Consider the following 12,728-nt stretch of genomic DNA (forward strand, 5'->3'; position numbering starts at 1 on the left):
ATGCCAAACACGGGCATCGCACCAAGCCGCCTATTTACATCAACATACACGTCTCATTCGGTCAGACTGCATCAGACGCGCCGGGAATTTTTGATAGAGAACAGCGTCAAATCTACGCTGCAATTTCATGCACATAGATCAGCGACTACACTGAACACAAGCCCGTAACCCCATGGATCTCCACCAGAAAATCCGTACCCTGCCCACTGGCCCAGGCTGCTATCTCTACAAAAACGCCGAGGACGAAGTCATCTATGTGGGCAAGGCCAAGAACCTTCGAGCCCGCGTCCGGTCCTACTTTCTGGCCGCCTCGCAGGCCAACGCCAAGACCGGCACGCTCATGCGCGAGGCCGTCGATCTCGACTACATCACCGTCGCCAACGAGCATGAGGCACTCGCGCTCGAAAACAACCTCATCAAGCAGAAGAAGCCCCGCTTCAACATCCTGCTCCGCGACGACAAAACCTATCCCTATATCAAGCTCACGCTCACCGACCGCTATCCCAAGGTCTTCGTCACCCGCCGCCTGCGCAAGGATGGCTCCCGCTACTTCGGCCCCTACTTCCCCGCCAACCTGGCTTACCGGCTCGTCGATCTCATCCACCGCAGCTTCCTCATCCCAAGCTGCAAAGTCGATCTCTCCCGCTACCACCCGCGCGCCTGCCTGCAGTACTACATCAAACGATGCCTCGGCCCCTGTGTCGAAGGCTTCACCACGCCGGAGATCTATAAACAGGCCGTCCGCGACGTAGAGCTTTTTCTCGAAGGCAAACCCAGCGAACTCGAACAGTCACTCACCGCACGCATGGAGGCCGCAGCCGCAGCCGAGCAGTTCGAGCAGGCCGCGCGCCTCCGCGACCAGCTCATTACCCTCAGCCAGCTCCACGACAAACAGCGCATCGCCGGCACCGACGACGGCGACGCCGACGTCTTCGGCTTCCACTACGAAAACGAGATGCTCGCCGTCAACCTCTTCCACATGCGCTCCGGCAAGATCGTCGATCGCCGCGACTTCTTCTGGGAAGACCTCGCCGACCTCATCCTCGACACACCAGAATCGGAAATCGCAGAAGAGAGCATTGCAGAAACGTCATCTCGACCGGAGCGCAGCGAAGTTGAGCTTACGAACACGTCATCTCGACCGGAGGCGGCGTCGTTTGCCGCCGGAGTGGAGAGACCCCCGTATTTTTCTCAGCCCTCCACCGAATCCAACCCGGCAAGCACCTTCAGCCCTGTAGCCTTCTTTTCCGCCTTCCTCAAACAGCTCTACCTCGACCAGCACTACGTCCCCCGCACGGTCCTTGTCCCGGTCGAATTTCCCGACCGTGCAGTGCTGGCCGAGATGCTCACCGCACAGACCGGCAGACGCATCGAGATCCTCGTCCCGCAGCGCGGCGAAAAGCGTTCACTCGTCGATCTCGTCAGCCAGAACGCAAAGCAGTCCTACGACCAGCGATTCCGCGTCCTCAAGCCCAACATGCGCGCCATTCAGGAGGCGCTGCAGGACGCACTCACACTCGAAGACCTCCCCACACGCATCGAGTGCTTCGACATCTCGCACATCCAGGGCGCCGAGACCGTCGCCAGCATGGTCGTCTGGCAAGACGGCGCGATGAAAAAATCCGACTACCGCAAGTTCCAGGTCAAGACCGTCTCCGGCGTAGACGACTTCGCCTCCATGCGAGAGATCATCCAGCGCCGCTACAAGCGTCTCCTCGAAGAAAAGAAGCCGTTCCCATCACTCATCCTCATCGACGGCGGCCTCGGCCAGCTCCACGCAGCCTACGCCGCGCTCGAAGAGATCGGAGTCACACTCCAGCCGCTCGCTTCCATCGCAAAAAAAGAAGAGGTCATCTACGTCTACGGACAGGAGAACGACCCCGTCGTCCTCGACCGCCGCTCGCCCGTCCTGCACCTCATCCAGCAGATCCGCGACGAGAGCCACCGCTTCGCCATCACCTACCACCGCAAACGCCGCGAGATGCGCGACCGCGACTCCGAACTGCTCAATATCCCCGGCGTAGGCCCCCGCACCCGCCAGCGCCTGCTCGAACACTTCGGCAGTCTGCGCGGCATCAGGCAAGCCTCACCCGATGCGCTCACCGCCGTCGTCAACACCGCGACCGCCGAAAAAATCCGCGCCCACTTCGCCACCGAATCCAACCGCGAAGCCGCACTGAACATCATCCGGTAGAAAAATGCCCAGCAGAAGAACACCAGGGGGCGGGATTTGTTTTCATTCCCGAAGGGAATCCGCGTTTCCATTCCGCCCATTTTTGTTGTCATTCCCGAAGGGAATCTGCGTTTCGCTTCAGGTCGCACCGAACGACAGTTCCAGGGAAAATACTTTAGGGAGCCTCTAATTAAGTCTCCGGTTTTTGACTCGTCATTCTGAGCACAGCGAAGAATCCCTGTATTCCTTTTCTGCGCCGATTCATTCCGTAGCTCTCCGATACTTAATCAGACCATCCTTAGTTGTCAGCCTTCCGCGAAGCGTGAGGACCTGTTTTCGCTACCTTCTTTACCCCTCCAATCGAATACCCCTGCCACAGATACTCCAACGCCTCCGGCAGCGTCTGCTGCTTCACCGCACGATCCACATGGCCCGCGTTCCGTGCGAATACAAACTGATAGTGATACCCCTTCGCCGCCAACACACGCGCCATGTCTTCATTCGCTACAACCCAGTCGTGCATCCCATCGCGCATCACATTCGGATTGAACAGATCCCGATCACCCACCTCCATCCAAATCCGCAGCGGCTTGCGCCGACTGGCCGGAATCAGGTGCTCGTGAAACTCCCACGCGCCATGCGGGGTCTTCGCATCATACGGCCACTGCTGATTCACAAACGTGCCCGAGTAAGTCAGCACGCGATGATAAAGCTCCGGGTGATACTACGCCATAATCAACGCACACGCCCCACCCGAACTTCCGCCCATCGTCGCACGCCCATCCGGGTCATGCGCCAGCTTCACGTGGTCCTCCGCCTCCACGCGCGGCAGCACTTCCTTTTCAACAAACTCCGCGTATCGGCCCGACATCGTATCGTACTCAAGCCCGCGCTCGCTTCCCTGCGCATCGCCCCCGCCGTTGCTGATCGAAATCGCAATCATCACCGGAACCTTATGCTCAGCGATCAGATTGTCCAGCGCTGCAAACAACATACGGTCAGGCCCATCCGCACCGACGATGAACGGCGCAACCGTGCCCGGGACATACTGCTTCGGCACATATACCGTCACCCTCCGCGTGTACGGAGCAGGATGGCTCGTCGTCACCATCAACTTCGCGGGGTCAGCCGGATCAGGAGTCCCAAACGTCCCCACCTCCCGCGCAATACCCGGATAAATTTTGCTGTCGGCCGAACTCATCGTAAACTCCGACACCGTGCCATGAGGAACGTCATCGCGCACTGTCATCTCCGGAGCAGGCGTATGCGTCGGGCCAAGAATGAAGTTCCCATCCGCACTTGCTGGAGCATTCGCACCATCGGGCAACTCCTTCGCCGCAACATAACCGGCCGTATGAGGATCGCGTGTAGGGGGCGTCGGTCGCACAGGACGAGTTACCGTCTGCGCTGACGCCATGGGAATTGCGCAGACCAGAAGCATAAGTTGCGAAAGACGCACCATCGAACACTCCTTCTACCACTCACAAAACAACAGACAAACATCCTGCGAAAGATGCCGTCGCTTCGTATGTTATAGACTCATCCCGCCCCTCTCCCGGTCTGTGGCGACGATTTACCTGAGGTATGCCATGAACCCCTTCGATGGAAACTTCGCCCTGAACTACGTTCTGCCCCTCGCTCAGGCCGCATACAACGAGCCGTGGAACTCAGCCAACAACCCCATCCTCGCCACGTTCACCCAGGTGCAGGAGCTGCTCGTAGACGACACCGGCCCTGCACTGCTCTCGCGCGCCCAGACGCTCAACGAAGACACTTCGCTGTTGCAGGAGATGTTGCGACCAGCCGGATCCGGCACACCCGCAACCGTCGCCGACGCCATCCACGCCGAGACCGGCCTGCCCGTCATACCGCGACCCGCGCCCTACGCCATCACGCCCACCACTCCCATCGACAAACGCTTCGGCTGGGTCTGCCGCGACAACCAACGCCTCATCGTCACCTTCCGTGGCACCCAGACCACAGGCGACTGGCTCCACGACTTCAACTTCATCCCCGCGCCCTACCTTCCCATCCCGAACAAAGCAACCGTCCATGCAGGCTTCCAGACTGTCTACTACGCCGTGCGCGACAACCTCATCCAACTCGTCAATGCCAGTTCCAGCGGCATCACCGAACTGCTCGTCACCGGTCACAGCCTCGGCGCAGCCATTGCGCTGCTCGCCATGCCCGACCTGCTTAACAATCTGCAAACCACCCATGGCCTCAAAGTCTCGCCCATCCTCTACAACTTCGCCGGCCCGCGCCCCGGCTATCCCGACTTCAAGGACCTCTTCAATGCCACCGTTGACCTCTGCTGGCGCGTCGTCAACGTCTGGGACATCGTCCCACGCGTGCCACCCCCACTCGCCGGCTACATCCACGTCGGTAACGAACTCGACATCGACAGCGGCTTCTCCTTCGATGTCGCCCGTAACCATCATCTCGACACCGGCTATCTGCCCGGCCTCACCCAATGGGTGCAGCAACATCAACCCACCGCCGCGCAGCCAAAACAAATCGGACCGGCTCCAGCAATCCTCGCCGGAATCTCCGATTAAATCGCCATCACCGAAGCGCCCTCAATAAGCATCCGGTCCCGCCGAGAACGTATTGCAACCCGCAATCGTCCCCTGCGCGAGCCCGCGTTTGAACCACCCGATCCGCTCTGCCGAAGAGCCATGCGTAAAGCTCTCCGGGCTCACCGAGCCGCGCTCCATCTTCTGGATATGGTCGTCGCCCACCGCAGCCGCCGCCTGCAAACCGTTTGCAATGTCGGCGTCGTCCACCACCTTGCGCTGCTCGGTGCTATGCGCCCACACCCCGGCCAGGCAGTCAGCTTGCAACTCCAGATCGACCGACAGTGGATTTCGCTGCGCAGGGTTCTGCCCCGAAAGCTGCTGCACCTTGTCCTCGATGCCAAGAATGTTCTGCACATGATGTCCCAACTCGTGCGCGATCACATACGCCTGTGCAAAGTCCGCCGTGCTCCCGCCCAGTTGCGACAACTCATCCCAGAAGCTGAGATCGATATACACCTTCTCATCCTCGGGACAGTAAAACGGCCCCGTCTGCGACTGCGCCACGCCGCATCCCGACTGTGTATAGTCGCGAAACAGCACCAGCTTCGCATGACGATACTGCTGGCCGGTCTGCTCCGGCAGCAAGACCGTCCACGTCTTCTGCACATCATCCAGCGTCCACGAGACCAGTTGCGCCGAGCGGTCCTCCGCAGCCGACTCGATCGGCCTGTCCGCTGAAGGAGAAGCCACCGTGCCGCCGCCCGCCAGATACGCACCAATGTAGTTGCGTCCCGTAACCAGGCTGATCACCACCAGCACCAGCAGTCCCACAATGCCTAAACCACCCCCGCCAAATCCGCCACCGCCCGACGTTGCTCGCCTGTCCTCAACATCGCCACTCAGTCCACCAGGTGTCCAATCCATCATCCACTCCAAAGCGCCGATGCGCGTCTGATCTTCGCCGACCGTCAACAGATAATACTCCACTCAAAAGGAACTTCCGCTCCATCCGTCCCGTATGCGATGCTGGAAGCCCCTCTGGAGAACTCTCGATGTCCACCGCGAATACAACCGTCGTTCGCCCAACCGATACGGAACTCAAATCCGCGCTCCGCCTCGCGCTCTTCTTCACCGCCATTAAACTCGCGCTGCACCTCGCCACCAATCTCTGGCAGGCGCATCTCGGCTGGGGATACTTCCGCGACGAGTTCTACTACCTCATCTGCGCCCGTCATCTCGCCTGGGGATACGTCGATCAAGGCCCCATCGTGGCGATTCAGGCGAAGCTCACCACAGCCCTCTTCGGCACGTCGCTCGCGGGCGTCCGTATGCTCTCCGCACTTGGCGGAGCGACCCGCGCCTTCCTGACTGGCCTGCTCGCCTGGTCGCTCGGCGGACGCCGCCCCGCGCAGACACTCGCGATGATCTGCGTCCTTGTCGCCCCGCTATACCTCGGCATCGACAGCTTCCTCTCCATGAACTCCTGGGAATCCTTCTTCTGGATGATCTGCCTGCTCGCGCTCATCCTCATCGTTCGAGGAGGCAGCAACAAACTCTGGCTCCTCTTCGGACTCTCCGCCGGCATCGGCCTGCTCAACAAGCCGTCGATGACCTTCTTCCTCGTGGCGCTCTTGATTGCGCTCATCGTAACGCCACAGCGCAAGCTGCTCTTCAACCGCTGGGCCGCCGCCGGAGTCGCGCTTCTCATCCTTATCGCCCTGCCCAACCTCATCTGGCAAGTCCACAACCATTGGCCCACGCTCGAATTCCTCCACAACGGCCGCGTCGAAAACAAAAACATCAAGCTCTCACCGCTCGCATTTATCGGCGCACAGATTCTCAACCTGCACCCGGTCACGGTACTGGTCTGGATTCCCGGCCTCATTTGGCTCCTGCATAATCCGCAAGCAAAGACCTGGCGCTGGCTCGGATGGATGTACCTGTTCTTCTTCGCCATCATGATGACGCTCCACGCCAAGGACTACTACGTCGTCCCCATCTACCCCATCCTCTTCGCTGCCGGAGGCATCGCCTGGGAGCGCCGCCTCGCACATAGAACGCTCGTCCAGCACAACCGCGCGTACGCCTTCCCTATCGCCGAAACCATCCTGCTCGTCACCGGAGCGATCGTGCTCCCCATGGCCATCCCCGTCATGACGCCGCAGACGTGGCTCAGATATACACGCGCCACCGGCCTCTACAAAACCAGCACCAACTCCGAAAACGAATCCAGCGGCATCCTCCCGCAGTTCTACGCCGACCGCTTCGGCTGGCAGGAAGAGGTCGATCAGGTCACGAAGATCTACAACGCGCTCTCACCGGAAGACCAGAAGAAGGTCGCCATCGTCTGCTCTAACTATGGCGAGGCCAGCGCGATTAACTTTCTCGCCCACGGCCTGCCTTTCGCCATCAGCGGCCACAATAACTATTGGCTGTGGGGACCACACGGTGCGACGGGTGAGATCGTAATCGACATCACAGGATTCTCTCCTGAAGAGATGCGCCAGACGTATGACTCCGTCCAGATCGTTGGCCGCATGGGCACCACGTATTCGATGCCCTACGAACATCGCAACATCTACCTTGTGCGCGGGCGCCACAAGAGCATCCTCGCTGAATGGCCAGAGTTCAAAAACTACATCTAGTGTCCCAAGTCTGAAGTTCACAACATAAATAACCTTGCCATCTTGAGCGGCGTTTGCCGGTCTCTTCGGCAAACGCAGTCGAAGGACCTGTAGTTCGAAGTCTCTCCTGATGGAAACAACTTCGGACTCAGGACACTGGCAGTCACCCACATCTCCATTCCGCAGCCCTTTCACATTTCCATTCCGCACCCTGAGCGAAGCCGAAGGAGTAGGAATCCGCTTTTCACTCGCCTCAAATGCCCGGGTGCTCCATCCATCGCGGCCTCAGGCGATGGGTGGAAAGATACACTCTCGTACAACCGTCCTTTAGTTCCGCTGAACCGATATGCTACCCTCCGTTGAGCCGATGAAGCAGACCCAGTCCGAACTCCCGCGCGTCCTCAACGCTTCGCACGCGACCTCCATCGTCGTCGGCATCATCATCGGCAGCGGCATCTTCCTTGTTCCGCGCGAGATGATGGCCGCCGTCGGCTCATCCGGCATGGTCTACACCGTATGGATCGTCGGCGGTCTGCTCTCGCTCTTCGGCGCCATGACCTACGCCGAGATTGCAGCCGCTCGCCCAAAGTACGGCGGCGAATACGCCTTCCTCCGCGAAGCCTACGGCGACCTCACCGGCTTCCTCTACATGTGGACGCAGATCACCGTAGCCAAGCCCGCCTCGCTCGCCACCATCGTCGCGGGCCTCGCGCGCGTGCTCGCCACCTTCGGCATCTTCAGCGCGTTCGACCACATGGCCTTCGCGCACCTCACCTGGGGACAGATCTTCGCACTCACCGTCACCTGGCTCATCACCGGCCTCAACATCATCGGCACGCGCGACTCGGCCAACGTGCAGCTTGTCCTGACCTGGCTCAAGGGTGTTCTCATCGTCGTCATCGCCGCATTCTGCTTCGCCGCCGCAGGCCAACACGGATCATGGCACAACTTCAGCACCGTCTTTACCGGCGCACGCGGAGGCTTCAACGGCTTCATGATCGCGCTCGTCGCAGCTCTCTGGGCCTACGACGGCTGGAGCGATGTCGTCGCCCTCGCCGGCGAAGTCAAGGAGCCGCAGCGCAGTATGCCCCTCGCGCTCGTCGGCGGAGTCGCTATCGTCGGCGCGCTCTACATGCTCACCAACGCAGCCATTCAGTACGTCCTTCCCGCCGCAACCATCGCCATGGCCGACCGCCCCGCAGCCGACGCCATGCGCGTCGTCGCCGGAAGCTGGGGCTCCGGGCTCGTCTCGCTCGGCATGGCCGTCAGCATCGCCGCCACCTTCGTCGGCTCGTCACTCTCCGGCGCGCGCGTACCCTTCGCCGCTGCCCGCGACGGCCTCTTCTTCAAATCGCTCGCGCACGTCAGTCCGCGCTTCAACACTCCATCCGCATCGCTCATCCTGCAAGCAGTCCTCACCTCGCTGCTGCTGCTCTTCATCGGAAAATTCCAGGCACTCTTCTCCCTCGCCATCTTCTCCGAGTGGCTCTTCTACGCGCTGAATTGCAGCACCATCTTTGTCTTCCGCCGCCGCGATCCCAGCGGCACGCGTTCCTACAGCGTCTGGGGATATCCCATCATCCCCGCACTCTTCATCCTTGCCGCAGCCGTGCTGCTCGTGTACTCATTCCTCGACCAGCCGCGCAACTCCCTCATCGGCAGCGCCATCATCCTGCTCGGCATCCCCATCCACTATCTACTGCAAAGAAGAGCAGCGCGCACACCTCAACTCCGGTTCTGAATCACCCGTTCATACACCTTCACATACTCCGCCGCAGGCTTGTTCCATGAGAAGTCTTCAACCATCCCGCGCCTCATCATCGCGGTCCACTCGTCCTTATTGCGAAAAGCCGCAAGCGCGCGCCGAATCGCCTCCAACAGCGCCTCCGAGTCATACCCTCGGAATTTGAAGCCGTTACCGCCGCCATTGGGCTGCTCGTCAATCGTGTCCTCAAGCCCGCCCGTCGCGCGAACAATCGGCACCGTGCCATACCGCAGGCTGTAGATCTGGTTCAGTCCGCCGGGCTCATAGCGCGACGGCATCAGGAACATATCCGAGCCCGCCTCAATTTTGTGCGCGAGCACGTTGTCAAACTTCACCTGCACCCGCACCTTCGCCGGAAAGCGTTCCGCCACCTCCATCAGCAACCGCTCGTAATACTCCTCGCCATTGCCCAGCATCACCAGCACCACGTCTTCCTGCGCCAGCCGGTCGATGATGTCCACAATGAAGTCAAATCCCTTCTGTGTTGCAAACCGCGAGACCACACCAATCACCGCCGTCTGCTCGCCGATACCGCCGAACCCAAAAGCGTGCAGCAGGTCGCGCCTGCACTCCTTCTTCCCCTCCAGCTTTTCTGCCGAGTAGTGCGCCGCGATATGCGGATCAACCGACGGATCCCACTCCTCATAATCAACGCCGTTCAAAATCCCGAACAGGTCGCCGCTGCGTCGTTGCAGCGTGCCTTCCAATCCATTGCCAAACTCCGCAGTCTTAATCTCCTCAGCGTATGTCCTGCTGACGGTCGTAATCGCATCGGCGTAAACAATGCCGCCCTTCAGAAAATTCAGCGTATCGTTCTGCTCCAGCTTGTCAAAGGTAAACATCTCCCACGGCAGCAGCAGCTTCTCCATCGTCTGCGGCGGAAACGCCCCCTGGTAGCCCGCATTGTGAATCGTCAGCACGGCGGGAATATGGCGCAACACAGGATCAAAGTAGTAGACCGAGCGCAGCATCACCGCCAGCATCGCCGTCTGCCAGTCATGCACATGGTAGACATCCGGCACGCCCAGCACCTTCGTCGCTTCAATGATCGCGCGGCTCAGCAGCCCAAACCGCTCAGCATTGTCCGGATAATCCCCCGAAGGCGTCGCATAAAAGCTCTCGCGGTCAAACAGCTCCGGGCAATCGACAAAATACATCTTCACGCCCTCCGCCGCGCCGCCGTCAAGAATTCTGACAAAGCGGTTATACGAAGGAAACGGCACCGTCACGCTCGGCAGCACCACCGGCGCATTTGGAGCCAGCTTGGCCACCTGCCGGTAATACGGCAGAAACACGCTGACCTTATGCCCCATCTTCACCAGCGTCTTGGGCAACGCGCTGACCACATCCGCCAACCCGCCCGTCTTCGCCCAGGGCGCGCACTCCGAAGCCGCAAATACAATCTCCATGCTGCCTTCCTTCATCTTCCCGACCAAATCGTTAGTCTATATAAGATCAACCGGCTCAAACATTGGATGCAGATGAAACACAAACCAAAACTCGGTCAGAACTTTCTCGTAGACGACCGCGCCCGTCACGCCATCGCGGACGCACTTGGCGATATTAGCAAACGCACCGTCATCGAGATTGGTCCCGGCCACGGAGCCATCACCGAAATCCTCGCCACGCGCTGCCGCAAACTCATCGCGCTCGAACTCGACCGCGCCCTCGCCGCCGAGCTGACCTTCCGCTTCCGCAACCAGCCGCAGGTCCAGATCATCGAGACCGACGTGCTCAAAACAGACCTGCGCGCGCTCGTTCCCGAAGGCGAGACCGCCGATATCGTCGGCAACCTGCCGTACTACATCACGTCAGACATCCTGCTCAGCCTCTTCAACGCAGGCAGCACCGGCCACCTCGCGCGCGCCGTCGTTATGATGCAGCGCGAGGTCGCCGTCCGCGTCTCTGCCGCACCCGGTGTCCGCGACTACGGCCTGCTCTCCGCCACCGCGCAGATGCACGCCCGCGTCGAAAATCTATTCACACTGCCGCCGTCCGCATTCTCACCGCCGCCCGATGTGCATTCCACCGTCCTGCGCCTCGACTTCGCCCCACGGTTCGCCGAACTCGGAGTCGATGCAGCAGGCTTCGACTCATTCCTGAAAAAATCCTTCGCGCAAAAGCGCAAGACCCTGCAAAACAATCTCCGCGCAGCAGGCATCCCAGTCGATCAACTCGCTACAGCATGGCCCACCGGCATCCCCACCCTCGCCCGCGCAGAGTCTCTCACGCTCAATCAAATGGCCGAGATCTATCACGGTCTCGACACAGTAAAGATGAAAAAATGAGCGTCAAGACGCGGATCGTGGTATTTGAACAAGGCTTCAGAAATAAATCGCTGTCATCCTGGGCAAAGCGAAGAATCCCGCATTTTGCAGAAAGCTGTACCGGCTCTGCTGCAAAGTCCGCTACTGCACCTTCGCCAGCTCCAGCAGTTTCTCCGCCCGCACCCGCACGCGCTCCATCACAGCCGTGTCATTCGCAATCGAGGTCAGCGTCGGCGCAATCGTCCCCAGTTCCAGAGCGCGTCCAGCCTTCGCCTCCTCCGTTAGCGAGTCCATCTCCGCATCCAGCCCAAGACGGTCAAAGCGATGCAGAAACGCCAGCCTCCGCGCCTCATCCAGCGTAAACGCGATGCCGAGAAACGTGTCCGTCAACATCGTCACGTTCTTGTTCTCGGAGTAGTTATAGACGCACGAGCCGCGCCCATCCGGCCCCGCGTAGCTCAGCGTCTTCGTCCCCGTATTGGCAACATTCTTCAGCTTTGCCTCGCACTCTACATTGAAATACTTCAGATCGCGCGCAGCCTTAAATATCTTCGCCGCCATCCCGGGTGTCAGCTTGATGGCGCGGCTTACATGCTCAGTGGGTGTCCCCGCCGCAGGAGCAACTCCAGGCAGCACATCTGCCTGATAGCTTCCATTGCCGTCTTCGAGCACCTTCAGCGTGTATTTCGGAACCGAAACGCCCGCTCGATCAAACTGAAAGCTCACCACAGGCTGCGCCTCTACCTGCTCTGCGCTCCCGCCAGCCTGTGCCACCATCGCCACGCACCCAGTCGCCAACATCCCGCCAACAATCAGCCCTGCCGCAAACTTCATCGTCCCGCCCCCTGCAACTGAAGCGTCTGCGCCGTGTGAATATGGCAGATTGCGATCGCAAGCGCATCCGCAGCATCGGCTGAATCAAACGCATCATCCAGCTCAAGCAACCGCCTCACCATAAACTGCACCTGCTCCTTCGCAGCCAGACCATGTCCCACCACCGAGCTCTTCACCGAGAGTGGCGCATACTCCGCAACCGGAAGCCCACATACAGCAGCCGCCAGCATCGCCACTCCGCGCACCTGCCCCAGCTTCAACGCCGACTTCGCATTCGCCGAGAAAAACACATCTTCAATCGCCACGGCCTCGGGCAAATGCAGATGCATCAACGCAGTCAACTCCGCATAGACCTGGGCAAGCCGCAGCGGAGTCTTTTCCTTCTTATTCAAACGAATCGTCCCGGCTGCCACATGCACCAGCCGCGGCGTTCGCGCCTCGCAGTCAGCCTCCACCACGCCATACCCGGTAAACTCCGTGCCGCAATCAATACCGAAGACCCGCATGGGCGCAAGTTTACTTCAGACGCAGCCGACTTCCAATGCC

General features: G+C 60.0%; 11 protein-coding genes. 5 read left to right on the forward strand and 6 right to left on the reverse strand.

What is annotated here, in order from left to right; all coding sequences use genetic code 11:
• The first annotated feature begins 172 nt into the window (after positions 1-172).
• Positions 173-2,194: an excinuclease ABC subunit UvrC gene (uvrC, locus tag VFU66_RS04375; protein WP_326445019.1), complete on the forward strand. Its 2,022-nt coding sequence runs from the start codon at positions 173-175 to the stop codon at positions 2,192-2,194.
• Positions 2,195-2,471: 277 nt separating this feature from the next.
• Here uvrC and VFU66_RS04380 read toward each other — a convergent pair whose 3' ends face one another.
• Together VFU66_RS04380 and VFU66_RS04385 are read right to left on the reverse strand one after the other, a co-directional pair.
• On the reverse strand, positions 2,472-2,873 hold the full coding sequence (locus VFU66_RS04380) for an alpha/beta hydrolase (protein WP_326445020.1): 402 nt from the start codon (positions 2,871-2,873) through the stop codon (positions 2,472-2,474).
• 24 nt (positions 2,874-2,897) lie between these two features.
• Positions 2,898-3,590: an alpha/beta hydrolase gene (locus VFU66_RS04385; RefSeq protein ID WP_326445021.1), complete on the reverse strand. Its 693-nt coding sequence runs from the start codon at positions 3,588-3,590 to the stop codon at positions 2,898-2,900.
• 172 nt (positions 3,591-3,762) lie between these two features.
• On the opposite strand from VFU66_RS04385, the gene VFU66_RS04390 reads away from it, so the two are divergent.
• Entirely contained in the window at positions 3,763-4,731 is a 969-nt protein-coding gene (locus tag VFU66_RS04390) for a lipase family protein (RefSeq protein WP_326445022.1), read from the forward strand.
• A gap of 21 nt (positions 4,732-4,752) precedes the next feature.
• On the opposite strand, the gene ypfJ is transcribed toward VFU66_RS04390, so the two are convergent.
• Positions 4,753-5,616: a KPN_02809 family neutral zinc metallopeptidase gene (gene ypfJ, locus VFU66_RS04395; protein WP_422653415.1), complete on the reverse strand. Its 864-nt coding sequence runs from the start codon at positions 5,614-5,616 to the stop codon at positions 4,753-4,755.
• Between the two features lie 128 nt (positions 5,617-5,744).
• Here ypfJ and VFU66_RS04400 point away from each other — a divergent pair, with 128 nt between their 5' ends.
• Complete coding sequence (locus tag VFU66_RS04400) at positions 5,745-7,337, forward strand: ArnT family glycosyltransferase (RefSeq protein WP_326445024.1); 1,593 nt, start codon at positions 5,745-5,747, stop codon at positions 7,335-7,337.
• A 325-nt stretch (positions 7,338-7,662) separates the two neighbouring features.
• On the forward strand, positions 7,663-9,057 hold the full coding sequence (locus VFU66_RS04405) for an APC family permease (RefSeq protein ID WP_326445025.1): 1,395 nt from the start codon (positions 7,663-7,665) through the stop codon (positions 9,055-9,057).
• On the opposite strand, the gene glgA is transcribed toward VFU66_RS04405, so the two are convergent.
• Positions 9,042-10,490, reverse strand: a complete 1,449-nt coding sequence (glgA, locus tag VFU66_RS04410; RefSeq protein ID WP_326445026.1) for a glycogen synthase GlgA — start codon at positions 10,488-10,490, stop codon at positions 9,042-9,044. The two genes, VFU66_RS04405 and glgA, sit on opposite strands and share 16 nt — an antisense overlap.
• A 66-nt stretch (positions 10,491-10,556) precedes the next feature.
• Between glgA and rsmA the strand changes: the two genes are divergently transcribed.
• Positions 10,557-11,369 (forward strand): 16S rRNA (adenine(1518)-N(6)/adenine(1519)-N(6))-dimethyltransferase RsmA, encoded by an 813-nt coding sequence (gene rsmA, locus VFU66_RS04415; protein ID WP_326445027.1) that lies wholly within the window; start codon positions 10,557-10,559, stop codon positions 11,367-11,369.
• A 120-nt stretch (positions 11,370-11,489) separates the two neighbouring features.
• Here the strand turns inward: rsmA and VFU66_RS04420 are convergent, their stop codons facing one another.
• Positions 11,490-12,182: a hypothetical protein gene (locus VFU66_RS04420; RefSeq protein ID WP_326445028.1), complete on the reverse strand. Its 693-nt coding sequence runs from the start codon at positions 12,180-12,182 to the stop codon at positions 11,490-11,492.
• Positions 12,179-12,688 (reverse strand): crossover junction endodeoxyribonuclease RuvC, encoded by a 510-nt coding sequence (gene ruvC, locus VFU66_RS04425; protein WP_326445029.1) that lies wholly within the window; start codon positions 12,686-12,688, stop codon positions 12,179-12,181. The genes VFU66_RS04420 and ruvC overlap by 4 nt, the downstream gene beginning before the upstream one ends.
• Positions 12,689-12,728 lie beyond the last annotated feature (40 nt).

This window comes from Edaphobacter sp., assembly GCF_035763405.1.
GTDB lineage: Bacteria > Acidobacteriota > Terriglobia > Terriglobales > Acidobacteriaceae > Edaphobacter.

Excerpts from the sequence above, each read along its gene's own strand:
- rsmA (WP_326445027.1), top strand. The coding sequence starts at position 10,557 with ATGCAGATGAAACACAAACCAAAACTCGGTCAGAACTTTCTCGTAGAC.
- glgA (WP_326445026.1), bottom strand. The coding sequence starts at position 10,490 with ATGGAGATTGTATTTGCGGCTTCGGAGTGCGCGCCCTGGGCGAAGACG.
- ypfJ (WP_422653415.1), bottom strand. The coding sequence starts at position 5,616 with ATGGATTGGACACCTGGTGGACTGAGTGGCGATGTTGAGGACAGGCGA.
- uvrC (WP_326445019.1), top strand. The coding sequence starts at position 173 with ATGGATCTCCACCAGAAAATCCGTACCCTGCCCACTGGCCCAGGCTGC.
- ruvC (WP_326445029.1), bottom strand. The coding sequence starts at position 12,688 with ATGCGGGTCTTCGGTATTGATTGCGGCACGGAGTTTACCGGGTATGGC.
- VFU66_RS04420 (WP_326445028.1), bottom strand. The coding sequence starts at position 12,182 with ATGAAGTTTGCGGCAGGGCTGATTGTTGGCGGGATGTTGGCGACTGGG.
- VFU66_RS04400 (WP_326445024.1), top strand. The coding sequence starts at position 5,745 with ATGTCCACCGCGAATACAACCGTCGTTCGCCCAACCGATACGGAACTC.
- VFU66_RS04385 (WP_326445021.1), bottom strand. The coding sequence starts at position 3,590 with ATGGCGTCAGCGCAGACGGTAACTCGTCCTGTGCGACCGACGCCCCCT.
- VFU66_RS04390 (WP_326445022.1), top strand. The coding sequence starts at position 3,763 with ATGAACCCCTTCGATGGAAACTTCGCCCTGAACTACGTTCTGCCCCTC.
- VFU66_RS04405 (WP_326445025.1), top strand. The coding sequence starts at position 7,663 with ATGCTACCCTCCGTTGAGCCGATGAAGCAGACCCAGTCCGAACTCCCG.